Genomic DNA, 25,685 nt, shown 5'->3' on the forward strand with positions numbered 1-25,685 from the left:
GCCCCCGGCAAGGCAGTCTGCCGGGCCCTGTGAGTATCCGCAATAGTGCGGATTTTACCGCGTGACCGGGATCACAGTCACCGCCAAGCCAGATCGGTACATTGCCGCAAGGAATGCCAATCGAAGGAGGTCACAATGGCAAGCAGCTGGCAGAAAAGTCTCGCACAATTGGGATATACCCCGATCAGATTACCCAGCGCAGATTTCGACATATTCACGCTGGTTTACGAACATGACAGCCGGCGCGGCCATGATAATGCGTTTCATATTCTGACCGCAGGGGCAACCGGCACTCGGCCCGTGCCCAGGCGCAATATCGCCGCAGCAATGATAGAGGGCACCGCCAAACGAATCCATAATATATCCATCGGGCTGAGCATCCTTCAGGGCCTGCTATCGGCGCTGGGCGGCGCTAAGATGGGGCTGTCTATTGGTTTTGAAAATGCCAGCGAAGTGACATTCTCCTACGCTGATGTGACCAAGGATATCGTGTCTGCGGTTGAGCTGGAGATGTTTTTGCGCACCGCGAAAGCGCCGGATAGCGGACTGCTCAAAGGCTGGCTTGATGACAATCTTTGGATAATGACATCGGTGCTCAAATCGAAAAAGATCGAAGTCACAGCCAAAGATTCACATGGCCAGAACCTCGAGCTTGATGTGCCGGTGATCCGCGATGCTATCGGCGGAAATCTAAAAGTAAGTCGGCCGAGTTCGAGCAGTACCGGGATCGCCTTCGAAGGCGAAGTCCCGCTTCCTTTCGCAGCACAAGTCTACAAAGTGCGGCGCTTTTCAGGTGATGATCCTGACAGCCTGTCATTGCGCGAAGCGAAGGCGGGTTCGGTTGTGCTGAAATCGATGGCCGCCAAATCGGCTGACGATATGCAGATTGCTGATGACATCCCGCTGATCCTGCCTGACGTTCTTGAAAACGGGATCGGCACGTCAGAAATGTAGAATAGATGTGTGGTGAACACAAAAAACCCCGCCGGAGTATGTGCTCCGGCGGGGTTCTTTATGTGGCAGGGCCTCATGCCTATTCAGCGTCAGGCGTTTCCGGTGCAGCGCCGCCGCCCATAGCTGCCGCCATTGCGGCTTCGTCCATCGGGGCATCAACCGGCGCGTCCGTTTCCGGCGCTTCGGAGATATCACCGGCGGCCTCGGCAGCGGCGATAGCCTCCTGCTGCTTCTTCCACTGGGCCCGCAAAGCCGCATCACGGCTGGACGCGGTAACCCGCATACGGTTCATGCCCGCGCCGGTACCCGCTGGGATCAGACGGCCCACGATCACGTTTTCTTTCAGGCCGATCAGCGTATCCTTCTTCCCTTCAACCGCGGCCTGCGTCAGCACGCGCGTGGTTTCCTGGAAGGATGCTGCCGAGATGAATGAACGGGTTTGCAGCGATGCCTTGGTGATACCCAGCAGAACCGGGACGCCTTCGGCCTTTTTCTGCTTCTTATCGAGTTTCGCATTATACTCGTCCATTTCCGCACGGTCGACTTGCTCACCCGGCAGCAGCGTCGTGTCACCGCCAACGGTAATCTCAACCTTTTGCAGCATCTGGCGAACAATCGTTTCGATGTGCTTGTCGTTGATTTTCACACCTTGCAGACGGTACACTTCCTGAATCTCGTCAACGAGATATTCAGCCAGTGCCTCCACACCCAGAACATCGAGGATGTCATGCGGGTTCGGGCTGCCCGAAATCAGCGTGTCGCCTTTTTTCACGAAATCGCCTTCCTGAACGTCGATGACTTTCGTCTTGGCGATCAGATATTCGACCCGGTCCTGATTTTCGGCATCGGCCTCCGGAACAATCGCGATCTTGCGTTTGGCCTTATATTCGCGGACGAATTCGATCTTGCCGGAGATTTTGGCAATGATCGCATTGTCTTTCGGGATGCGCGCTTCGAACAGTTCGGCAACGCGCGGAAGGCCGCCGGTGATATCACGGGTTTTGGCCGCTTCGCGCGATGCACGGGCAAGAATATCGCCCGCCTGCACTTCCTGACCGTCATCAACCGACAGAGAGGTACCCGGTGCCAGCATGTAACGCTGGGCATCGGTTTCGCCATCCGCACCGATCACTTCACCTTCGCCGAGCAGAGTGAGGCGCGGGCGAAGATCTTCCTTCTTCTTCCGGCCGGTTGCACGGTTTTCCGTGACCACACGCTGGGCGATACCGGTGGCATCATCCACCCGTTCTTCCATCGTCGTACCGTCGATCAAATCCTGGAACGTGACGCGGCCCGATTGCTCGGTGATGATCGGCAGCGAGAACGGATCCCATTCTGCCAAACGATCGCCTTCCTTGATCTTTGCGCCCGCCTTGTTGAGAATAACTGTACCATAGGGCACTTTGTGCATCTCACGCTCACGGCCCTCGGCATCGATCACCACGATTTCACCATTACGCGCGAGCGAGAGCATACGGCCCTGCTTGTCGGTAATCGTGGGCATGTCGCGATATTCGACCGTCCCGTCAGAAATTGCTTCCAGATGCGATGTTTCATTGAGCTGCGCCGCGCCGCCAATATGGAATGTCCGCATGGTCAGCTGCGTGCCCGGTTCACCGATGGACTGCGCGGCGATGACGCCGACAGCTTCACCGATATTGACCGGAGTACCCCGGGCAAGATCACGTCCGTAACATTTGCCGCAGACACCCTGATCAGCCTCGCACACCAGCGGCGAGCGGATCTTGGCGGACTGAACCTCTGCCGCTTCGATTTCGGCCACCATCGGCTCGTCCAGCAAAGTGCCAGATTTGACGATAACCTCGCCGGTTTTCGCATTGATCAGATCTTCTGCAGTCGTCCGGCCCAGAATACGCTCACCGAGTGAGGCGATCACAGAACCACCCTGAACGATGGCGCGCATTTCCAGCGCATTATCGGTCTTGCAATCTTCCTCGACGATCACGCAGTCCTGCGACACGTCAACCAGACGGCGAGTCAGATAACCGGAGTTAGCTGTCTTCAGCGCCGTATCCGCGAGGCCCTTGCGCGCGCCGTGGGTGGAGTTGAAATATTCAAGAACGGTCAGACCTTCCTTGAAGTTGGAGATGATCGGTGTTTCGATAATCTCGCCCGAGGGTTTCGCCATCAGACCGCGCATACCCGCCAGCTGCTTCATCTGCGCTGGCGAACCACGCGCACCGGAATGCGCCATCATATAGATCGCGTTGATTGGTGCCTGGCGGCCATTCTCATCAATCGGCTGCGCCTTAATCTCATCCATCATCGCATCGGCGACCGTGTCACCGCAGCGCGACCAGGCATCGATCACCTTGTTATATTTTTCCTGCTGCGTGATCAGGCCGTCCTGATATTGCTGCTCATAATCAGCCACCAGAGCCTTGGTTTCCTCGATCTGGCCATCCTTGGAATCGGGGATGATCATATCATCCTTACCAAAGGAGATACCGGCCTTGAACGCATGGGTGAAGCCCAGCGTCATGATCGCATCAGCGAACAGAACCGTGTCTTTCTGGCCGGTGTGACGATAGACCTGGTCAATCACATCACCGATTTCCTTCTTGGTGAGAAGGCGGTTGATAATGTCGAACGGTACCTTGTGGTTCTTCGGCAGACATTCACCGATCAGCAAGCGGCCCGGCGTGGTCACGAAACGCTGGAGAACGATTTTCCCGTTTTCATCGGCTTGCGGTACGCGCGTGATGATCTTGGAGTGGAGCGATACCGCTCCCACTTCCAGTGCGTGATGGACTTCGGCCATGTCGGCAAAACGCGGCAGTTTCTCGATCTGCTCGCCATTCTCTTCGATGAATTCGGGCGTTTTTTCCTGCCGGTCCATCGACAGGTAATAGATCCCCAATACCATATCCTGCGACGGAACGATGATCGGCTTGCCATTGGCGGGGCTGAGGATGTTGTTCGTGGACATCATCAGCACGCGCGCTTCCAGCTGGGCTTCCAGCGATAGCGGCACGTGAACCGCCATTTGGTCCCCGTCAAAGTCAGCATTGAACGCGGAGCAAACCAGCGGGTGAAGCTGGATCGCCTTCCCTTCGATCAATACCGGCTCGAACGCCTGAATCCCAAGCCGGTGCAAAGTCGGCGCACGGTTAAGCATCACGGGGTGTTCACGGATGACTTCATCCAGAATATCCCAGACTTCCTTACGCTCTTTCTCGACCCATTTCTTGGCTTGTTTCAGGGTCATGGACAGACCCTTTGCATCAAGCCGGGCATAGATAAACGGCTTGAACAGTTCGAGCGCCATCTTCTTGGGCAGACCGCACTGGTGCAATTTCAGTTCCGGGCCGGTGACGATAACCGAACGCCCCGAATAATCGACGCGCTTACCGAGCAGGTTCTGGCGGAAACGGCCCTGCTTGCCTTTCAGCATATCAGACAGCGATTTCAGCGGGCGTTTGTTGGCACCGGTAATCACCCGGCCGCGGCGGCCATTGTCGAACAGCGCATCGACAGCTTCCTGGAGCATGCGTTTTTCGTTGCGCACGATGATGTCGGGCGCGCGCAGTTCGATCAGCCGCTTCAAACGGTTGTTCCGGTTGATGACGCGGCGATAGAGATCGTTGAGATCGGATGTCGCGAAACGGCCACCATCCAGCGGCACCAGTGGGCGCAATTCTGGCGGAATAACCGGCACGACTTCAAGGATCATCCACTCAGGACGGTTGCCCGAGTCAATGAAGCTCTCGACGACTTTAAGGCGTTTGATAATCTTTTTTGGCTTGAGCGTGCTCTTGGTGGTCCGCAGCTCTTCCATCAGATCATCGCGTTCTTGCTCAAGATCGAGATCCATCAGCATGAACTTGACGGCTTCCGCACCGATACCGGCGGAGAACGCGTCTTCGCCATATTCGTCTTGCGCTTCGACCATTTCGTCTTCGGTCATCAGCTGGAATTTCTCCAGCGGCGTCAGCCCCGGTTCAGTGACGATGTAGCTTTCAAAATAGAGCACCCGCTCCAGCTGCTTCAATTGCATATCGAGCAGCAAACCGATGCGTGAAGGCAGCGATTTGAGGAACCAGATATGCGCAACCGGCGCGGCCAGTTCGATATGCCCCATCCGCTCGCGGCGGACTTTGGTCACAGTCACCTCAACGCCGCATTTCTCGCAGACGACGCCCTTATATTTCATCCGCTTATATTTGCCGCACAGACATTCATAATCCTTCACCGGACCGAAAATGCGCGCACAAAACAGGCCGTCACGCTCGGGCTTGAACGTACGGTAATTGATGGTTTCCGGCTTCTTGATTTCGCCGAATGACCAGCTGCGGATACGCTCCGGCGATGCCAGACCGATCTGGATTTGGTCGAATGTTTCCGGCTTGGCCAGCTGGTTGGTGAATTTGGTTAGGTCGTTCATAATGTAGCTCCGTTTCCCTCACTCAGGAGGGTCAGGGTCAATCCTTCAATCGGCTTATTCTGCGGCGATCTTCATGCCGTCATCATCATCCTCATCACCATCGGAGAGCGAGGACAATTCGACGTTGAGACCCAGGCTGCGCATTTCCTTGACGAGCACGTTGAAGCTCTCCGGGATACCCGCTTCGAATGTATCGTCGCCCTTGACGATGGCTTCGTACACCTTGGTCCGTCCGATCACGTCATCCGACTTCACGGTGAGCATTTCCTGCAGCGTATAGGCTGCGCCGTAGGCCTGGAGTGCCCAGACCTCCATCTCACCAAACCGCTGTCCGCCAAACTGCGCCTTACCACCCAGCGGTTGCTGCGTGACCAGCGAATACGGGCCAATTGACCGCGCGTGGATCTTGTCATCGACCAGGTGGTGCAGCTTGAGCATATAGATATAGCCCACTGTCACCTGACGGTCGAACGCATCACCGGTGCGGCCATCAAACAGCGTCACCTGGCCCGAACCGGGCAGACCCGCTTTTTCAAGCATGGTGGTGACGTCGCCTTCGCGCGCGCCGTCAAATACCGGCGTGCCCATTGGCACACCATTGGTTAGATTGCCTGCCAGCTCGACAATCTCTGCGGTCGAACGCGCATCGATTTCGCTGTGATAATCATCGCCATAAGCATGTTTGAGCCGTTCGATCACGGCTTCGGGCGGCGCCGCCTTCGCGTAATCTTCTGCCGCGTTTGGATTGCCGCGTTTCCATTCGACCAGAGCTTCGGTGACCTGCTGGCCCAGACCGCGTGCGGCCATACCCAGATGGGTTTCGAAGATCTGCCCGACATTCATACGGCTGGGAACGCCCAGCGGGTTCAAAACGATATCGACCGGCGTACCATCTTCGAGGAACGGCATGTCTTCCTGCGGCAATATGCGGCTGATCACACCCTTGTTTCCGTGCCGTCCGGCCATCTTGTCGCCCGGCTGCAGTTTCCGTTTCACCGCCACGAAGACTTTGACCATTTTCAGCACGCCCGGCATCAATTCGTCGCCGCGTTCCAGCTTTTCCTTACGATCTTCGAACTTGTCGTCGATGATCTTGATCGCTTCGTCATATTGCGTTTTTACAGCTTCGATCTGCTGCTGGCGGCCATCATCGGCCACCGCAAATTTGAACCATTCAAACTTGTCGAGCTCATCGAGAGTTTCCTCGGTGATCTCGCCGCCTTTCTTGATGCCTTTCGGCGCGGCAGACGCAGTCTGACCGATCAGCATATCGCGCAGACGGTTGTAGGTCGCCCGGTTGAGGATCGCGCGCTCATCGGCGCTATCCTTGCGCAAACGCTCGATTTCCTCGTTCTGGATCGCCCGTGTACGGTCATCGACCTCGATACCGTGACGGTTGAACACGCGCACTTCAACGACCGTGCCGGCAACACCTGGCGGCAGACGGAGCGACGTGTCGCGCACATCGGAGGCTTTCTCTCCGAAAATGGCACGGAGCAGCTTTTCTTCCGGCGTCATCGGGCTTTCGCCCTTCGGTGTGATCTTACCCGCCAGAATATCACCCGGATGCACTTCTGCGCCGATATAGACAATGCCTGCCTCATCGAGATTGCGCAGAGCCTCCTCGCCGACATTCGGGATATCACGCGTGATATCTTCCGGGCCAAGCTTGGTATCGCGGGCCATGACTTCAAATTCCTCGATATGGATCGAGGTGAAGACATCATCCTTCACGATGCGTTCGCTGATCAGGATACTGTCTTCATAATTATATCCGTTCCACGGCATGAACGCGACAAGGCTGTTTTTGCCCAGCGCCAACTCGCCCAGATCGGTTGATGGACCATCAGCGATGATATCGCCGGGTTCAACCACATCATTCACCTTAACCAACGGGCGCTGGTTGATGCAGGTGTTCTGGTTGGACCGCTGGAATTTCTGCAACGTGTAAATATCGACGCCGGACTGGCCGGCTTCCACATCACCGATTGCACGGATCACGATGCGCGTTGCATCCACTTGGTCGACGATACCGCCGCGGGTGGCCGAAATCGCCGCCCCCGAATCGCGCGCCACGGTCTCTTCCATGCCGGTTCCGACAAACGGTGCCTCGGCTTTGACCAGCGGCACCGCCTGACGCTGCATGTTCGATCCCATCAATGCGCGGTTGGCATCATCGTTTTCAAGGAACGGGATCAGCGAAGCGGCAACCGAGACAAGCTGCTTGGGCGACACATCCATCAATGTGATCTGATCGCTTGGCAGCATGACAAATTCGCCGGCCTGACGGGCCGAGACGAGATCTTCCACAAACGTACCGTCTTCATTGAGTGCAGCAGAGGCCTGCGCAACCGCGTGCTTCTGCTCCTCCATCGCCGACAGATACGCTACTTCACCGGTGACCTTGCCGTCTTTTACAGAACGATAGGGCGTTTCGATAAAACCGTATTTGTTGACGCGGCTGAACGATGCGAGGCTGTTAATCAGACCGATATTCGGGCCCTCTGGCGTTTCAATCGGGCAAATCCGGCCATAATGGGTTGGGTGAACGTCACGGACTTCGAAACCGGCACGCTCCCGCGTCAGACCGCCAGGGCCGAGCGCAGAGACGCGGCGTTTATGCGTAACTTCGGATAGCGGATTGGTCTGATCCATAAATTGCGACAGCTGCGAAGAGCCGAAGAATTCGCGAACCGCAGCCACTGCCGGTTTCGCATTGATCAGATCGTTGGGCATAACGGTCGAGACATCGACCGAGCTCATACGCTCCTTCACCGCGCGCTCCATCCGCAGCAGACCGACGCGGTACTGGTTTTCGAGCAGCTCACCCACCGAACGGACCCGGCGGTTGCCGAGGTTATCGATATCATCGACCTCGCCCTTGCCGTCTTTCAGATCGACCATTTCCTTCACCACGGCGAGGATATCTTCCTTGCGCAATGTGGTGACGGTGTCTTCCGCGTCGAGTTCAAGACGCATGTTGAGTTTCACCCGGCCCACGGCGGACAGGTCATAGCGTTCTGCATCGAAGAACAGCCCTTCGAACAGGGCTTCGGCTGTTTCCTTGGTTGGCGGCTCGCCCGGACGCATGACCTTGTAAATCGCCTCCAGACCCTCATCGCGGTTCTCGGCCTTGTCAGCCGCCAGAGTGTTGCGGATCCACGGCCCGGTATTGATCTCGTCAATATCAAGCAATTCGAGCTGGTCGATCCCCGCATTGTCGAGCACTTCGAGATTTTCTGCCGACACCTCGTCACCGGCTTCGATATAGATCCGTCCGGTTTTCTCGTCGATCAGGTCGCGCGCGGCATAACGGGCGAACACTTCCTCGGTCGGTATGAGCAGGTCGGTCAGGCCGTCTTTGGCGGCCTTGTTCGCCGCACGCGGGCTGATTTTCTGGTTGGCAGGAAAAATTTCCTCACCGGTTTTGGCATCGACCAGCGCAAAGGCAGGTTTTGTGTTGCGCCATGCATCAGCGACGAATGGCATTTTCCAGCCACCTTCAGCGCCCGCCCCTGCACCGGGGGCACCAGCAACACGGTCCCATGTGACAGTGTTGTAGAAGTGATCGAGGATCCCTTCATGATCGAGGCCCAGCGCGAAGAGCAGGCTGGTCACCGGCAATTTACGCTTCCGGTCAATCCGGACATTGACGATGTCTTTGGCGTCAAATTCAAAATCGAGCCATGACCCGCGATACGGGATCACGCGCGCGGCAAACAAAAGCTTGCCAGAGGAGTGCGTTTTGCCGCGGTCATGGTCAAACAACACACCCGGCGAACGGTGCATCTGGCTGACGATGACACGCTCTGTTCCGTTAATGATGAACGTGCCGTTATGCGTCATCAAGGGCATGTCGCCCATATAGACGTCTTGCTCTTTTATATCCAAAACCGAGCGCGTTTCGGTTTCCTGATCCACTTCGAACACGATCAGGCGCAAAGTCACTTTCATCGGTGCGGCGTAAGTGATCCCGCGCTGGCGGCATTCGGTGGTGTCGTATTTCGGCGGCTCGAGCTCGTAATGCACGAAATCCAGCTCGGCAGTGCCGGCGAAATCACGAATCGGGAACACGCTGCGCAGCGTCTTTTCCAGACCGGACACGTAATCAATCGACGGATCGGAGCGCAAGAACTGCTCATAGCTTTCGCGCTGAACTTCGATCAGATTGGGCATTTGTACAACTTCGTGCACATCGCCAAAAATCTTACGGATACGCTTCTTAGCCGTACCGGTGTTTGCGCCCGATTTACGGCCGGATGCCTGCGGTGCTTTCGCCTTGGTCGCCATAGGGGTAGTTCGCCTATCAATTGATGACGCGCCAACGCGGCGGCGCGCCTATTACACTGTGTCTGCGCGGATCGACACTTCCATGCGGGACGCACAAAGGCCGCAGCGTTACGCGCCCGTTTCAGGCGCTGCTGCAGCTTTGTAAAACGTCGCGGCTATGGAAACGCGCCTTCCTTCCTGGACTGATCCCCGCGCAAGGACCCGTCACTCTCGAAGAGCGCGATTGACAGCCATATAGGAAGTGCGCGCCGTCCTGTCAAAGGGCAATACCGCCCCCGCCGCAACCGAGTGAGTTATCGCTTTTCCATACGCTGCATATTGTTTTGCGATATTATTGATTGACAATAAATCGAATCATCTTTATTGAATGTCGATATCGAACATATTGGAGAACAACAAATGACAAATCGTACACAAAATTTCGCCGCCGCAATCGCCTCATTGGCCATTGTGATCATGACTTTCACACCATTGATTAGTGTACCCCCGGCAGAGGCGGGTGAGCTCACTGCGCATGTCATGGTTCTGCCGCAAATCGCCTGACCTGATCTGATCGCGGCCTTGTAAATGCCACCCAAACCGGGAATTTTTTATGACTTTCAAACCCAATGATCCGCTGCTTCTTGTGGGCAAAATTCTGGTTATTCTGGGCCAAGCTCTCATGGCTCTAACAGTGGCTGCCTTACTGATCGCACTGCCCGTATTGTGGCTCAATCTTGGTAATATTGCAGCCGAGATACAAACCGAGTTCCCCAGCGCAGCAGCCTTCCCAACTGGCGCTATATCGGGAGGCATAGCAATTGCCCTTATCATGGCGGGGCTGATGTTTTTCTTCTTCCGCAAGATTATGCATATCATTGAAACTGTCGGCGCAGGCGATCCGTTCGCCCCTGAAAACGCCAACCGCTTGGGCGCAATGGCGTGGGCGATGCTGGCCGTGCAATTGCTGGCAATCCCGCTGGGCGGGCTGGCGCTGTATATCGCCAAGATTGTCGACGAATATGGCGAACATGCCGATATCACAGTGGATGCCGGCCTTGATTTGAGCGGGATCATTATGGTGGTCACTTTGTTCATCCTCGCCCGCGTATTTCGTCACGGCGCTGCGATGCGGGACGATCTGGAAGGAACTGTTTGATGACCGGCGACACAGGCCCCGCAATCGCACCCAATGGGAAAATTACCGTGAAACTCGACGATCTGCTGCACGAACGCCGCATGACATTGACCGAATTGGCGGAACGTGTCGGCCTTACTCTCGCCAATCTGTCAATCCTTAAAACCGGCAAGGCCAAGGCGATCCGGTTCAGCACACTCGAAGCGATTTGCCGCGAACTTGCATGCCAGCCGGGTGATTTGCTCGGATATGATTAATTCTTGGAACCATTCGGGCGCCAGCTGGTTGAGGTACCCATAACAAGGGGAATATCAATGAAAAAACTAGCACTCGTAACATTGCCGCTCGCTTTCGCCATCACCGCTTGCGGGGAGCCTGATGCCCCAGCCGTGGAAGAAGCGGGTGACCGGATGGATGAACAATCCGAGGTCATGGAAGAGCAGGCTGACGAACTTGAAGATGCCGGCATGGAAGCCGAAGCGGACGCGATGGAAACAGAGGCAGAAATTCTGGAAGACAAAGCGGACGAAATGTAATCGCAAGATTGTCCAATCATAACATTGCGCAATCATAATATTGTGCAATTGCATCAAGGCCCGTCATGAAAATGGTGGGCCTTTTTGCGTGGGGCGCTTGGCAGTATCATACGACCTGCCTATTATCCCCCGCGAATCAACTGGAGGAATTTATCCCATGAAGAAAATCGCATTCGCAATCCTGCCGCTCGCTTTCGCCATTACTGCCTGTGACGGTCCGGCCGAAGACATGGGCGAGGAAATCGATGATGTGACAGAAGCCGAAGGCGATGTCGTTGACGAGCAAGCCGAACTGATGGAAGAAAAGGCAGACGTCGCGGAAGAGGCCGGTGATATGGCCGAAGCTGAAAATATGGAAGCTGATGCAGAAGCAATGGAAGACACTGCTGACGGCATGTAAGCGGTATCGCAGCCCAACATTACCCAGGCCCGCTACACCAAGTAGCGGGCCTTTTTATTGGTGATGCCTTTATCGGTAGCGCGGGGGCCAAACCGGACCGCTTTTGCTTGACTCGCCGCGTCGCTGCGCTATTGGCGCACTCGTTCGCTGGACTGACGGGTTCAGCGGACATCCGTCCAAGACAGTTGGTGATGGCAATCATGCTATCTTAATACCCAGCCTAGACGGGGATCAGAGAATTTTACGCTGCGCCCGCCATGTAACCGGCTGGCCGCCGTATCGCGGATCAGCTTTGATGGCTCCGCATGCTCCTTCCCCATCAATGGACTGCCTGTGCCGGACCCCCGGCACGGGTGATTATGAGCCGGTCGCCGGGCGCGTGCCCTGCGGCCATAGTGAAGGAGTAAGACATGGATCGTTCGCAAAAATCCGACGCGGTCGCCGGTCTTAACGCAACATTCCAAGAGAGCGGCGTGGTCGTTGTGACCCGCAATCTCGGCCTGACAGTGGCACAATCCACTGAACTGCGCGGACAAATGCGTGACGCTGGTGCATCGTATAAGGTTGCGAAAAACCGTCTTGCCAAACTCGCCCTGAAAGACACGGATTATGCCGGCCTGAGTGATTTGCTCACTGGTCCAACAGCCTTGGCAACATCCAGCGACCCTGTCGCTGCCGCCAAAGCTGCCGTGGAATTTGCCAAAAAGAACGACAAGCTCGAAATCGTTGGCGGATCAATGGGCGGACAGATGCTTGATGAAGCTGGCGTGAAGGCACTTGCCTCCATGCCCAGCCTTGACGAGCTTCGCGGCACGATTGTTGGCCTCGTTAATGCACCGGCGACGAAAATCGCCCAACTCGTTAACGCCCCCGCCAGCAAGCTTGCCCGCGTATTTGGTGCCTATGGCGCCAAAGAGGCGGCGTAAGCGGTTTTTTGAATCGAACATTAAATTGAACATCTCTGGGGCGTTTGATGCCCTGCCCAAATTCGTTTGGGGTTATATATCTGGAGTATTATGTCATGGCCGATATCGCCAAGCTTGTTGAAGAACTTTCGAAACTCACCGTCCTTGAGGCAGCTGAACTTGCCAAGGCACTAGAAGAAGAGTGGGGCGTGAGCGCCGCCGCTGCTGTTGCTGTTGCCGGACCTGCCGCTGGCGGTGCTGCAGAAGCCGTTGAAGAGAAAGACGAATTCGACGTCGTTCTGACCGGTGACGGGGGCAAGAAAATCCAGGTGATCAAGGAAGTCCGCGCCATCACCGGCCTGGGCCTCACCGAAGCCAAGGGTCTGGTTGAAAGCGCACCGAAGCCAATCAAGGAAGGCGTCAACAAGGCTGAAGCCGAAGAGATCAAAGGCAAGATCGAAGCAGCCGGCGGTACTGTCGAGCTGAAATAACGGACCGGGGCGCACGCCCCGCCATTACCCTGAACGCGGTTCAGGGTCTTGCTCTGCCCAGCGTAATGCGTGCGGCAGGATCATATGCAGGAATGTCGCAGGTGTCTTGAAGCGCCTGCGGATGGGAGGGCGGTACCCGCGTGGTGCCGCCCTTTTCTCATGCGCCCAGACCCACTGTAAAACTAACCCCTTGGCACGGCGCGGTTTCTGCGCCAGCGTTACACGAGCCAAATAAGGGACCCCGCTATGCTGACCAAGACATACCTTGTTGCCACCGTTGCTGCATCCGCCATGCTCGCGGCCACCCCCGCGCTCGGCCAGAGCGTGGCCATATATAATCCCGGTGCCCCGGGGACAGATGGAACCGTGCTGAGCGCAGAACAAGCGACCGAGCTGGCGGACAATACATATTCACCCGATGATGCGCGGTTTATGCGCGGTATGATCCCGCATCACAGCCAGGCGGTCGGTCTCGCCAATCTGGTCGAGGGGCGGACCAATACTCCCAAGCTCATAGAGATCGCCGGCCGGATCAAAGCCGCCCAGGCGGATGAGATTTCTTTCATGAAGGGGTGGCTGGAGGAACGCGGCGAACAGCCGGTGATGCCGGTGAAAGCGAGCGGTTCCGGCCATGCGGGGCACGCGATGTCTGGTCATGATATGGCGGGACACGATATGGCGGGGCATGACACTGCGGTACATCACGCGATGATGGGCATGGCCTCTGCGGAAGACATGGCCAGGCTCGCCGCATCTACAGGCACCGATTTTGACCGGCTGTTCCTCAACCTGATGATCGAGCACCATCGCGGCGCTCTGCGCATGGTGGATGATCTGCTGGACCAGCCGGGCTCCGCGTCCGATCCGGTATTGCTCGAATTTACCAACGACATAGTCAGCGATCAGGAATCAGAGATAGCGCAGATGACGGCCATGCTCGCAGAACTGTCGGCCGATCCGCGCGCCAATCTGGCCGCCGGTTTCCGCGATGCAGAGAGCGCCGCTCTCAACCTCACACTGGTCCGCTCGCTGCCCAAGCCCGCCGGATTTTTTGATGCAGCCAATCCGGCCGGATTAAAGCCGGCACTCGCCCGCGATGAAGCGGACAGCGGCGAGGAGGCCGGTAATGGTGATGGTGATGGTGATGCTGATGGAGACAGCGCCACCGGCACACCGGCGCGTGATCGGGATGAGGAAAGCAAGACCCGCTTCGCTGAACGCAGCCCGCTGCTCAATTTTGCCAATACCGATATGGCATTTTCGGGCGATATTATGGTCGCGGGCAATTATCACGGTTTCAATATCTACCGGCTTGACAGCGAAGGCTTGCCCAATCTCGCCAGTTCCGTGGTTTGCCCGGGCGGCCAGGGCGATATCTCCATCGCGGATAACCTATTGATCATGTCAGTCGAGCAAACCCGCGGACGCGTGGATTGCGGCCTGCAAGGGGTAACCGGCGATGTCAGCAAAGACCGCTTTCGGGGTCTGCGCATTTTTGACATAAGCGACCTTGCGCGCCCGAAACAGGTCGGTCTGGTCCAGACATGCCGAGGATCGCATACCCATTCGATCGTATCGCAGGACGACACATCGATCATAGTCTATAATTCCGGCACGTCGCGCATTCGTGACGGCGAGGAGCTGGCCGGATGTATCGGCGATGTTGCCGGCGATCAGCGCACCGCGCTGTTCCGGATTGATGTGGTGGAAATTCCCAAAGCCAATCCAGCCGCCGCCAAAATCATCGACAGCCCCGCCGTCTTTGCAGATAGCGATAGCGGGCAGATCGCTGGCCTGTGGCAAGGCGGCGATCACGGCGAGGACACGCAGGAGACAAACCGCACCGACCATTGCCATGATATCACCGTCTTCCCGTCCAAAAATATCGCTGCCGGCGCGTGTTCGGGCAATGGAGTAATTTTCGACATCAGCGACCCGCGCGCGCCCAAACGGATCGACGAAGTCGTCGATAAGGGCTTTGCCTATTGGCATTCCGCCACGTTCAACAACGACGGCACCAAAGTGCTGTTTACCGATGAATGGGGCGGCGGCGGACGGCCGCGTTGCCAGGCATCTGATCCGGTGGATTGGGGCGCAAATGCGTTTTACGATATTGTTGACGGCAAGCTGGAGCCGCGCAGCCTGTATAAACTGTCCGCCCCGCAGAGCGATATGGAAAACTGCGTGGCACATAACGGGTCGATCATTCCGGTGCCGGGCCGCGATATCTTTGTTCAGGCATGGTATCAGGGCGGCATTTCGGTAATTGATTTCACCGACACAGCCAACCCGTTCGAAATCGCCTATTTTGATCGTGGGCCGGTGGATGCAGAGCAGCTGGTGACCGGCGGATACTGGTCAGCCTATTGGTATAATGGCCGCATCTACGGCACCGAGATCGTGCGCGGTCTGGACGTTTTCCGACTGGAGCCGAGCGCGTTTTTGACGGCGGAAGAAATCGCCGCAGCAGAAGTTGCCAATATGGGCGCGGTGTTCAATCCGCAAACGCAGATGCCGGCCACATGGCCAGCCGGTGTCGCCGCCCGCACGCAGGAAAGCCGCATTGGCGGCTGAGCGAACTGGCACACGGTAGCGCCGCTGCATTGATGCAGACGGGACACAAGGGCAAACCGCAGTGATATGAGGCGGCATCACTGCGGTTGACCTTCGCGTGCGAGCGGCAGAACGCGGCCCGATGACGATTATCACCGCAAGTCCTACGCCGTGGCGTACAGAGCTGGGGGCCACATTGCGGCTGTCCTGGCCGCTTGCGCTCGCCAATTTGCTGCAAATGCTGACCTATGCGGTGGATGTGATTTTCATCGCACGGCTGGGCGAGGCACCGCTGGCGGCATCGGCCCTGGCCGTGGCTCTGTTTGGTCTGGTGCTGTGGGCGCTGTCAGGCCTGACGGGTGCAGTAGCGCCAGTGATCGCCGCCGAACTGGGCGAGCGGGCACCGGCTTTGCGCCCGGTACGGCGCGCGACGCGTATGGCGCTGTGGCTGGCCGTGCTGAGCGGGGCGGCAGGAATGCTGCTGTGCCTGATGATCGGGCCGATATCGCGCGCCACCGGGCAGCAGCCGGAGATCACCGCAATGGCGAGCGAATACACTGTCCTTATCGTCTGGTCGATGGTCCCGATGGTCATGGCCAATGTGCTGCGCTGTTTTGTATCGGCACTGGGCCGCCCGATTTTTGCGACCCTGATCACGGCTGCGGGTATCGGCGTCAATGCGCTGGCCAATTATGCTTTTGTATTCGGTAATCTGGGCGCGCCGGAGCTGGGCCTGCAAGGGGCAGCCATTGCGACGATTATCACCGCGCTGGTGACTCTCACTGTCTATATTCTGGCGATCCGTTTTGACACGCGGATGCACCGCTACCGCATATTCGGGCGCTGGTGGGTCCCCGATTGGGCGCGCTTCTGGTCAATTGTCCGCATTGGCACGCCGATTGCGCTGACCATTACGGCAGAGGCGGGTATTTTCGGCGCAGCCGCGTTCCTGATGGGCAACATCGGTACGGCGCAACTGGCCGCGCATACCGTTGCCCTGCAAATCGCCGCGCTCGCTTTCCAGATACCTTTCGGCGTCGGGCAAGCCGCGACGATCCGGGTGGGCTATTTTTACGGGGCGCGGGACACCGCCGGGATGGGCCGCGCAGGCTGGTCGGCCATTATGATCGGGACCGGTTTCATGGCCATATCCTGCAGTGCGATGGTCCTGATGCCGCACACATTACTGCATATTTATATCGATCCTGATGATGCGAAAAATGCCGTGCTGGTCGGTTTTGCGCTGCGTTATCTGGTGATTGCGGCGGCGTTCCAACTGGTCGACGGATTGCAAGCTGTTGCAGCGGGCGCTTTGCGGGGATTGCAGGATACGCGCATCCCGATGTGGATCGCGATATTTTCCTACTGGGTGCCGGGCATCGGGGTTGCGCTCTATCTCGGCTTCGCGGCAGGCTGGGGCGGAACCGGCATATGGATCGGGCTGGCCACAGGCCTTGCGGTGGCGGCAGCCCTGCTGATCTGGCGGTGGGTATTGCGCGATGCGACCGGTCTGACCCGGCGGCCGGTGAAAGCAAAATAAACGGGCGAAAGCAGAATAAACGGGCGAAATCAGTCGCATAAAAAATACCGAAATTTTTCGCACGCACAGCTGTTGACTCTGCATCATCACATCCCCATTTGCCTCTCGCTGGCACTCTCAAGCGGAGAGTGCCAATCATTCTATTCATCCACTCTAACGAAGAGGTCATACACATGGCATTTCGTCCGTTACACGACCGCGTATTGGTCCGCCGTATCGAAGCCGATCAGAAAACCGCTGGCGGCATTATCATCCCTGACAGCGCGCAGGAAAAACCCAGCGAAGGGGAAATCGTTTCCGTTGGAAACGGTGCCAAAGCCGATGATGGCACGGTTACCCCGCTCGACGTTGCTGCGGGTGACCGCGTATTGTTCGGCAAATGGTCCGGCACCGAAGTGAAAGTCGACGGTGAAGATCTCATCATCATGAAAGAAAGCGACATTATGGGCGTGATCGGCTGATAGCCGCGCATCCCACATAGCCAGCACACTCTTTCACATTACCCAATTCAGGAGAAACAATTATGTCAGCTAAGGACGTAAAGTTCGGCCGTGACGCACGCGAAGGCATTCTTAAGGGCGTTGATACGCTTGCAAACGCAGTCAAAGTCACGCTCGGCCCCAAAGGCCGCAATGTCGTCATCGACAAAAGCTTTGGCGCACCGCGCATCACCAAGGATGGCGTGACTGTCGCCAAGGAAATCGAACTGTCAGACAAGTTCGAAAATATGGGCGCGCAAATGATCAAGGAAGTTGCGTCCAAGACCAACGACCTCGCCGGTGACGGCACCACCACTGCAACAGTTCTGGGCCAGGCGATCGTTCGCGAAGGCATGAAATCGGTTGCAGCGGGCATGAACCCGATGGACCTCAAGCGCGGCATCGATATGGCCGTTGCCAAGGTTGTCGAAAATCTCGTCAGCCGTTCCAAGGATGTCGATGGTACAGCCGAAATCGCTCAGGTCGGTGTAATTTCCGCTAATGGCGATAAGGAAGTCGGCGAAAAAATCGCAGAAGCGATGGAAAAAGTCGGCAAAGAAGGCGTCATCACGGTTGAAGAGGCCAAGGGCCTCGAATTTGAACTCGACGTGGTTGAAGGCATGCAGTTTGACCGTGGGTATCTCTCACCATACTTCATCACCAACCCGGACAAGATGACGGTCGAACTGGAAAACCCATATGTCTTGATCCACGAGAAGAAGCTTTCCAGCCTGAAAGACATGCTCCCCGTGCTCGAAGCGGCCATGCAATCGGGCCGTCCGCTGCTGATTATCGCAGAAGATATCGAAGGCGAAGCACTGGCGACGCTCGTGGTCAACAAGCTGCGCGGCGGCCTGAAAGTGGCTGCGGTCAAAGCGCCTGGATTCGGTGATCGCCGTAAAGCCATGCTGCAGGATATCGCGATCCTCACCAAAGGTGAAATGGTCAGCGAAGACCTCGGCATCAAGCTGGAGAACGTGACTTTGGGTATGCTGGGTGAAGCTAAGCGCGTCACCATCGACAAAGACAATACCGTGATCGTTGATGGCGCTGGTTCGGCTGACGATATCAAAGCCCGTGTCGGTGAAATCAAGGCGCAGATGGAAGCCACCACATCCGACTATGACAAGGAAAAACTGCAGGAACGCCTGGCGAAACTTGCTGGCGGTGTTGCGGTGATCAAAGTCGGCGGCGCTTCTGAAGTGGAAGTGAAGGAACGCAAGGACCGCGTTGATGACGCGCTCCACGCAACCCGGGCCGCTGTCGAAGAAGGCATCGTTCCTGGCGGCGGTACCGCGCTGCTTTACGCAACCAAGGCTCTTGACGGTTTCAAGGGTGATAATGATGACCAGACGCGCGGTATCGATATCGTGCGCCGCGCCATCGTTGCACCGGTTCGCCAGATTGCCACCAATGCCGGCCATGACGGCGCGGTGATTTCCGGCAATCTGCTGCGTGAAGATGATGAAACACAAGGCTTCAACGCGGCCACCGACACTTACGAAAATCTGGTCGCTGCTGGCGTTATCGACCCGACCAAAGTTGTCCGTGTCGCTCTGCAAGACGCGGCATCGGTCGCTGGTCTGCTGATCACAACCGAAGCGGCGATTACCGACGCTCCGGAAGACAAATCGGCTGCTCCTGCCATGCCCGATATGGGCGGCATGGGCGGAATGGGAGGAATGGGCGGCTTCTAAGCCTCACCCGCTTCTTACAAAGCCAGACAGAAAGGCCCGGTGGAGCGATCCGCCGGGCCCTTTTGTTTGCGCCCTTCACATTGCCCGCAAGCTGTCGCATGTAGCGGTAACGGAAATGTAACTTGAGGGACCATCCCATATGAAACGCTTCGCCGCTCTGCTTCTCGCCACCGTCGCTCTGTCTGCTTGCGGGCCAATGGCGCAGCCGGTTGTCGCCACTCTGGAATGTTCGGCCACCCAGACTGAATGTATCAATACATGGTTCGATGCGAAATTTGACGAGCTGCTTGCCTTCAGCCCGATGCAGCAAACCGCGCTGGGCATGAAAACCGATTATGACAAGATCGACGATATGAGCGTCGAGGCGGAGCAGAAACAGCTTTTATGGTGGCAGCAAACCACCGCTGAAATGGAAGCCAATTTTGACTATGACGCGCTGTCCGATGATGCCAAGCTGTCATGGGATATGTGGCAATTCCGCAAGGATACTGCCCAGGCCGCTGCGAAATTCCGCGACCAGCAATATATCCTGCATCAGATGGGGACGGCGCATTCGGGCCTGCCGACATTCCTGATGAACCAGCACACAGTCGATGATGAAAGCGATATGACCGCGTTTATCGCGCGGCTTGGCGGGATCGCCACTGCGCTCGATCAATTGCTGTCGCGCGCTCAGGCCAATGCAGAGGCTGGCACCCGCCCGCCCCAATTCGCCTATGATGCCGTGATTGCCGAATCGCAGAAAATCACCACGGGCGCGCCGTTTACAGGTGGCGCCCCTTCCGCATTGTGGACCGCCACGCAGGACCACCTGGCCGCTCTGGTCGAAAGCGGCGCGATCACTCAGGAACGCGCCGATGAATTGCGCGGCGAGGCGCGAACCGCGCTGACCCAGACACTCGCGCCGGCCTATGACCGTATTATCGCATGGTATGAAGAAGACCGCGCCAATGCCGATGCCGAAGCGCAAGGCGCGGGCACGCTGGCCGACGGTAGCGATTTTTACAATTACCGCCTGAACGCGATGACCACCACCGATCTGACGGCGGATGAAATCCACGACATTGGCCTGTCGGAAGTCGCGCGCATCCGCACCGAGATGGAAGCGATCAAGGATCAGGTCAATTTTGACGGCGATCTGCAGGCCTTCTTCACTTTCATGCGCGAGGACGACCAGTTCTATTTCAGCAATGATGATACAGGGGCACAGGATTATATCGATGCCGCCAAAGGCCATCTGGCGTTCATTGATACCAGACTGCCCGAATTTTTCGGCACTTTGCCCAAGGCCCCGCTGGAAGTGCGCCGCGTGGAACCATTCCGCGAACAGGATGGCGCGCCGCAGCATTACCAAACCGGCACGCCCGATGGATCACGCCCCGGCATTTATTATGCCCACCTGTCCGATATGCGCGCCATGTCGATCCCTTCGCTGGAAGTGATCGCCTATCATGAAGGCAATCCGGGCCATCACATGCAGCTGTCGATTGCGCAGGAACTGACGGGCATTCCCAAATTCCGCAGCCAAGGCTTCTATCTCCCCGCTTTCGGGGAAGGCTGGGCGCTTTATTCCGAATTGCTGGCGAAGGAAATGGGCGCGTATGACAATCCCTATTCAGATTTTGGCCGGCTGACGACAGAGATGTGGCGCGCGATCCGTCTGGTGGTTGATACCGGTATCCATGCAAAAGGGTGGAGCGAGCAGCAGGCGATTGATTATTTCCTCAACAACTCACCCATTCCCGAGGCCGCCGTCACCGCCGAAACGCGTCGCTATTTCGTGATGCCGGGGCAGGCCACCGCCTATAAAATCGGGATGATACGGATTCAGGAATTGCGCGCCAAGGCCGAGGATGCGCTGGGCGAGGATTTCGATATTCGCGGCTTTCATGATACGGTGCTGGGCGGCGGATCCGTGCCGCTTGATCTGCTGGAAAAACGCGTGGATCAATGGATCGCCGGGGTTCGCGCAGCAGCGGGTTAACCGGTCATGTCAGTGGCCGGTTGATCGATGAATGGAGCAGTCAGCGCGCGGCGCAGTTCCACATCCTGCTGCCGTGCATCATCCACACCGATGGTAATGCCGCCTTGCGAAACATCATCGCGGAATGTGCCATGCAGCCGGTCCCAGACACTCAGCCCGCTGGTGAAATTGCTATTCGCCTGATCGGGCACGCGGGAATGGTGGATGCCGTGCATTTTGGGGGTGGTGATGATAGCGGCGAGCAGATCATCCAGCCGCCCCGGCAGTTTCATGTTGGAATGGTGGAACAGGATCGAGAAATTGAAGAAGCTGCGCCACCAGCGCAGCCCCTGCGGCCCGGCACCGGAGACACGCACCTGGGCCAATCGCCAGGGCAGGGATACAAGCATATCGGCGGGATGAAACCGCACCGCAGTGCTCGCATCCATATCAGGGTCAATGTGATGGACACGGTGGAAACGCCATAGAAACGGCACACGGTGGGTGGCCACATGCCACCAGTAAAACCCGTAATCCATCGCGATAATACCAGCAATATCGCGCAGCGATTGGGGCAGTTTTTGTGCGATGCCGCGTCTATGCGCTGCGTTCTTCCGGGCAATCGCCTGCGTCAGCGGTTCTTCCACTGCGGCCACTATCACCGCACAGCCCGCGCCCAGGGCGGCATTGCGGATATTGCGCGGCATTGCCGGTTTTGTCTGGTCACGCAGCGGGCGTTTCCGCTCGGCCAGCATTATCCCGCCAACTACCGCGCCCGCCGCCAGCGCCAAAGCTATCTTACCAGGTTTCATGCCAGCACAATGCCTTATAGCGCGCGCCGCGTCGAGCGGTTAGAACGCAGCCCCATGACCCCTGCACTGATTTCCATTTTCTGCCGCTGGCCCGCACCCGGTGAAGCCAAGACGCGGTTGATCCCCGGTTTTGGCGCGGAAGGCGCAGCCGCAATCTATACCAAACTGCTTGCCCATACGGTGGACGTGGCACGGGCGTCAGGCATCGCATTTGAATTGCGCGTCAGCGGCGCACCGCCCGAACGCTTCCGCGAGGCGCTGGGCGCCGGATTGCAGGTCGTGGATCAGGGCGACGGCGACCTTACTGACAAGCTCTGCCGCGTACCGGCCCCTGCGATCGTCATCGGCAGCGATTGCCCCGGCCTTACCCCGGCGCTGCTGATCTCAGCGCGCGACAGGCTGCTGACCGAACGGGCGGTGATCGGCCCTGCCAGCGATGGCGGATATTATCTGCTCGGCTATAATGATCCCGCCCGCTTCGCCTTCACCGATATCGAATGGAGCACCGACAGCGTCTTTACCCAAACGCTGGAACGGTTCGCCGCGCGCGGCATCCGCCCCGCAATTCTGCCTGAGCTCAGCGATGTCGACACCGCTGCTGATCTGGAAGCGTGGCCGCAATTCCTGCCATGACCACCATTCCTGCCACGACCACCAGTCCTGCTACGACCACCAGTCCTGCTACGACCACCATTCCTGCCACGAAACGCGTCGGGATTGTCCTGCCGGTGCTGAATGAAGCCGCCGCGCTTCCGGCAATGTTCAGCCTATTGGCCGCGCTGGACCCGCAGCCTCACAGCATCCTGTTTGTCGATGGCGGCAGCGGCGATGGCACGTGCGATCTGATCCGTGCGGCGGGTTTTGACCTGCTGGAAACCGGCAAAGGCCGCGCGGTCCAGATCAATGCGGGGGTTGAACAGATTGCCGCTGACCATGTCTGCGTGCTGCATGCCGACACGGTTCCGCCCGGTGATATGGTGCAGGTCATTGGCGATACTCTGGTCGATCCCAACATCGCGCTGGCTAGCTTCACCCCGCTGATCAAGGGGCCGCAGAAAACCCGCTGGGTCACCACGTTCCATAATTGGATCAAAACTTGGTACGCGCCGATCATCACCCGCCCACACCTGTTTATCCGCGGCGTGCGGCTGTTATTCGGCGATCACGCGATGTTTTTCCGGCGTGCGCAGTTTCTTGAGATTGGCGGATGCACGCCGAGCGATGCCGTGATGGAGGAAGCCGATCTGTGTGTGAAATTCGCGCGGCTGGGGAAAACCAGAATGGTCCGCCGCTGGGTCGAGACATCCGACCGGCGGATTACCGCCTGGGGGCCGCTAAAAGCCAACTGGATCTATTTCAAAGTCGGCATTCTATGGGCGGTCGGCGCGCGCGGGCGGATGGCGAAGGATTATCCCGACGTGCGTTAGGGCGTCTCAGGTCTATTGGGCCGCCTTCAGAAACCCGACATCGATGCAATGGGTAATCAGCCGGTGCAGATAGTCAGCGCCGGTTGGCGGGCATACCAGCCCGGTCATTTCCTGCGCGCCGCGATCATCAAATTGCGGGTTCCGCTGGAAATAGCTGGCATAGAGCCCCGCGACCCGTTTGTAGAGGCGGCGTTCCAATGCGGGCAGCTCTGCCGGATCGAACGTATCGGGATCGACCAGCTTGGGCCGGTGGAATTGCGGAAATGCTGCGATTCCATCCGTAAATATTTGCACCGGGATCGGCCGGCCTGACACCAGATGATACGCCCCGCCCTGCGCCCGCCGCATATTCTGCGCCAAAGCCGCAATGCCTGCCGCAACATGATCAAGCGGGACAAAATCAAGCGTTGCATCGGCGCGCGCAGGCATATGGCCCACCCGCCCTTCAGCAATCAATTTGAACGCTGCATAGGTCGTGTCGAATTGCCGGATCAGGCCGGTTTCGCTCTCCCCCACGACGATGCTGGGGCGCGCAATGGCAAAGGGTACCCCGCTGGCCCGAACCAGTTTTTCAGCAGAGGCCTTGCTCGCCTCATACCCATTGGCAAACCCGCTTGCCGGTACCGGGTCAGCCTCCATAATCGGGCCATTATGCGTGCCGCAGACATAGGCGGTGCTGACATGCAGGATCGGCATATCGCCCGACCGCGCAAATTCCACCGCATTGGCCGCTCCGCCCGTATTGACCCGGCGATAGGTATCATCATCGAGATCAAAGCGCACCGTCGCCGCGCAATGGATCAGCAGATCGTGAGAACTGGTCAACCGGTCCCATTGCGCCATATCCCAACCGAATAAGGGTTCTGACACATCACCCGAAACAATCTCGGTCGGTTCGACTGCAACGCCATCATTCGCCAGTATCTCGCGATTATTATGGACGAGCGCAGTGACGCTGTGCCCGGCGGATAGCAGGCGCGCAGCAACCTCTCCGCCAATCAATCCGGCGGCTCCGGTGAGGAATATGTTCAACAGCAGGCAGCCGGTGCAGCGTCAGCCGAAGCGGCGGAATCACCGAACGGAATGGCGATCCCGCAATCGGGAAACACGCCATAATGCGTGCTGAAATCGCCAATAAATTCAAAATGTTCAGCAAAGCGGGTGTCGGCCAGCATTTTCCAGCTATTGCCGCAAATCGGGAACACTTTGCCCGCCTCGATATGGTGATGATCGTCGAGTTCGAACACGCGTTCCTGCCCCCGCACGGTGCCTTTATAGATCACCGCTTGGCCGTAATCTTCGCATTGCATTTCCAGATCGGGCAATTTGAACAGGCGGTATGTGGCGGAATGGAACGCGATCCCGTCCAGCTTGGCCGCAACGTCTGCATCGCCAATGCCCAGCGGGCGGCTGAACACCAGACGCGGATCAAGGAACCCCGCTTTCTTCGCATGATCGATGAAATCACCCCAATAGAGCGCGCCGGACAGGCATTCGCCATGCAGCACCGGATCATTCAGCAAATGCGCCGGAACGCGGCGGTCCGAATAGACATCGGAGAAATACAGCTCGCCGCCCGGTTTGAGCAGCCGGTATGCGGCGGAAAACACCGCCTGCTTGTCCGCCACCAGATTGATGACGCAGTTGGACACAATCACATCATAATGGTTTTCGGGCAGATCGAGCTGGTCAAGCTGTTCAATATCGCCCTCGACAAACATCACATTCGATTTGGCAAAGCCGAATTTTTCGCGGTGCCATTCCAGATGCTCATTGGCGACGGCGAGCTGTTCCGGCGTGGTATCCACGCCCGTCACACTGCCGCTTTCGCCGGTAATCTGCGCCAGAATATAGGCATCCTGGCCGCTGCCCGATCCCAGATCAAGAATATGCGCGCCGCCAATCGCCTGCGGACTGACCAGACCGCATCCGTAATAGCGCGCGCGGACTTCATCATGGACATTGCGCATCGCCTCCATAATCGCGGGCGGCGGCGCTTCGGTGGTGCAGCAGGCATCGGTTTTCAGATCATCCGATCCGCCCAGCACTTTGCCGTAATAATCGCGGCTATTTTCAATATTCATGTAACATATAATCCCATTGGGCCGAATGGCGA

20 protein-coding genes are annotated in these 25,685 nt (G+C 57.5%); 15 read left to right on the plus strand and 5 right to left on the minus strand.

All coding sequences use genetic code 11. From position 1 onward, the window contains the following. Window positions 1-135 precede the first annotated feature (135 nt). Window positions 136-954, plus strand: coding sequence for a hypothetical protein (locus WA922_RS03970; protein WP_424770382.1), 819 nt, complete (start codon window positions 136-138; stop codon window positions 952-954). A gap of 79 nt (window positions 955-1,033) precedes the next feature. Here the strand turns inward: WA922_RS03970 and rpoC are convergent, their stop codons facing one another. After that, on the minus strand, window positions 1,034-5,359 hold the full coding sequence (gene rpoC, locus WA922_RS03975) for a DNA-directed RNA polymerase subunit beta' (protein ID WP_424770383.1): 4,326 nt from the start codon (window positions 5,357-5,359) through the stop codon (window positions 1,034-1,036). Between the two features lie 54 nt (window positions 5,360-5,413). Continuing rightward, window positions 5,414-9,649, minus strand: coding sequence for a DNA-directed RNA polymerase subunit beta (gene rpoB / locus WA922_RS03980; RefSeq protein WP_424770384.1), 4,236 nt, complete (start codon window positions 9,647-9,649; stop codon window positions 5,414-5,416). 399 nt (window positions 9,650-10,048) lie between these two features. On the opposite strand from rpoB, the gene WA922_RS03985 reads away from it, so the two are divergent. From WA922_RS03985 to WA922_RS04040, 12 genes are all read left to right on the plus strand, one after another. Further along, window positions 10,049-10,192, plus strand: coding sequence for a hypothetical protein (locus WA922_RS03985; RefSeq protein WP_424770385.1), 144 nt, complete (start codon window positions 10,049-10,051; stop codon window positions 10,190-10,192). Between the two features lie 49 nt (window positions 10,193-10,241). Next, entirely contained in the window at window positions 10,242-10,787 is a 546-nt protein-coding gene (locus WA922_RS03990; RefSeq protein ID WP_424770386.1) for a DUF2975 domain-containing protein, read from the plus strand. Continuing rightward, window positions 10,787-11,023, plus strand: coding sequence for a helix-turn-helix domain-containing protein (locus tag WA922_RS03995; protein ID WP_424770387.1), 237 nt, complete (start codon window positions 10,787-10,789; stop codon window positions 11,021-11,023). The genes WA922_RS03990 and WA922_RS03995 overlap by 1 nt, the downstream gene beginning before the upstream one ends. 57 nt (window positions 11,024-11,080) lie before the next feature. Then, window positions 11,081-11,302 (plus strand): hypothetical protein, encoded by a 222-nt coding sequence (locus WA922_RS04000; RefSeq protein WP_424770388.1) that lies wholly within the window; start codon window positions 11,081-11,083, stop codon window positions 11,300-11,302. Window positions 11,303-11,459: 157 nt separating this feature from the next. Then, on the plus strand, window positions 11,460-11,702 hold the full coding sequence (locus WA922_RS04005) for a hypothetical protein (RefSeq protein WP_424770389.1): 243 nt from the start codon (window positions 11,460-11,462) through the stop codon (window positions 11,700-11,702). Window positions 11,703-12,112: 410 nt separating this feature from the next. After that, window positions 12,113-12,628 carry a 50S ribosomal protein L10 gene (gene rplJ / locus WA922_RS04010; protein ID WP_424770390.1) on the plus strand — a complete coding sequence of 172 codons (516 nt, stop codon included), beginning with the start codon at window positions 12,113-12,115 and terminating at the stop codon, window positions 12,626-12,628. Window positions 12,629-12,723: 95 nt separating this feature from the next. Continuing rightward, entirely contained in the window at window positions 12,724-13,098 is a 375-nt protein-coding gene (gene rplL, locus WA922_RS04015) for a 50S ribosomal protein L7/L12 (protein ID WP_160612224.1), read from the plus strand. Window positions 13,099-13,344: 246 nt separating this feature from the next. Then, the gene (locus WA922_RS04020; RefSeq protein ID WP_424770391.1) at window positions 13,345-15,672 is read left to right on the plus strand and encodes a DUF305 domain-containing protein; all 2,328 of its coding nucleotides are present in this window, start codon (window positions 13,345-13,347) and stop codon (window positions 15,670-15,672) included. A gap of 121 nt (window positions 15,673-15,793) precedes the next feature. Continuing rightward, the gene (locus tag WA922_RS04025; protein ID WP_424770392.1) at window positions 15,794-17,191 is read left to right on the plus strand and encodes an MATE family efflux transporter; all 1,398 of its coding nucleotides are present in this window, start codon (window positions 15,794-15,796) and stop codon (window positions 17,189-17,191) included. 173 nt (window positions 17,192-17,364) lie between these two features. Then, window positions 17,365-17,652, plus strand: a complete 288-nt coding sequence (locus WA922_RS04030; RefSeq protein ID WP_424770393.1) for a co-chaperone GroES — start codon at window positions 17,365-17,367, stop codon at window positions 17,650-17,652. Between the two features lie 62 nt (window positions 17,653-17,714). Beyond that, window positions 17,715-19,367 carry a chaperonin GroEL gene (gene groL / locus WA922_RS04035; RefSeq protein WP_424770394.1) on the plus strand — a complete coding sequence of 551 codons (1,653 nt, stop codon included), beginning with the start codon at window positions 17,715-17,717 and terminating at the stop codon, window positions 19,365-19,367. Window positions 19,368-19,506: 139 nt separating this feature from the next. Then, window positions 19,507-21,351 (plus strand): DUF885 domain-containing protein, encoded by a 1,845-nt coding sequence (locus tag WA922_RS04040; RefSeq protein ID WP_424770395.1) that lies wholly within the window; start codon window positions 19,507-19,509, stop codon window positions 21,349-21,351. Here WA922_RS04040 and WA922_RS04045 read toward each other — a convergent pair. Beyond that, window positions 21,348-22,142: a sterol desaturase family protein gene (locus tag WA922_RS04045; protein ID WP_424770396.1), complete on the minus strand. Its 795-nt coding sequence runs from the start codon at window positions 22,140-22,142 to the stop codon at window positions 21,348-21,350. The genes WA922_RS04040 and WA922_RS04045 overlap by 4 nt on opposite strands. Window positions 22,143-22,196: 54 nt before the next feature. Between WA922_RS04045 and WA922_RS04050 the strand changes: the two genes are divergently transcribed. Both WA922_RS04050 and WA922_RS04055 read left to right on the plus strand, forming a co-directional pair. Continuing rightward, window positions 22,197-22,775 (plus strand): TIGR04282 family arsenosugar biosynthesis glycosyltransferase, encoded by a 579-nt coding sequence (locus tag WA922_RS04050; protein ID WP_424770397.1) that lies wholly within the window; start codon window positions 22,197-22,199, stop codon window positions 22,773-22,775. Then, window positions 22,772-23,569, plus strand: a complete 798-nt coding sequence (locus WA922_RS04055; RefSeq protein ID WP_424770398.1) for a glycosyltransferase — start codon at window positions 22,772-22,774, stop codon at window positions 23,567-23,569. The genes WA922_RS04050 and WA922_RS04055 overlap by 4 nt, the downstream gene beginning before the upstream one ends. A 12-nt stretch (window positions 23,570-23,581) precedes the next feature. On the opposite strand, the gene WA922_RS04060 is transcribed toward WA922_RS04055, so the two are convergent. Then, a complete protein-coding gene (locus WA922_RS04060; protein WP_424770399.1) occupies window positions 23,582-24,601 on the minus strand; it encodes an SDR family oxidoreductase in 1,020 nt (339 codons plus the stop codon). Continuing rightward, on the minus strand, window positions 24,598-25,653 hold the full coding sequence (locus WA922_RS04065) for a methyltransferase domain-containing protein (RefSeq protein WP_424770400.1): 1,056 nt from the start codon (window positions 25,651-25,653) through the stop codon (window positions 24,598-24,600). Before WA922_RS04065 ends, WA922_RS04060 begins: the two co-directional genes overlap by 4 nt. Between the last annotated feature and the right edge of the window lie 32 nt (window positions 25,654-25,685).

It is taken from the genome of Pontixanthobacter sp. (assembly GCF_049682855.1).
Lineage (GTDB): Bacteria > Pseudomonadota > Alphaproteobacteria > Sphingomonadales > Sphingomonadaceae > Pontixanthobacter.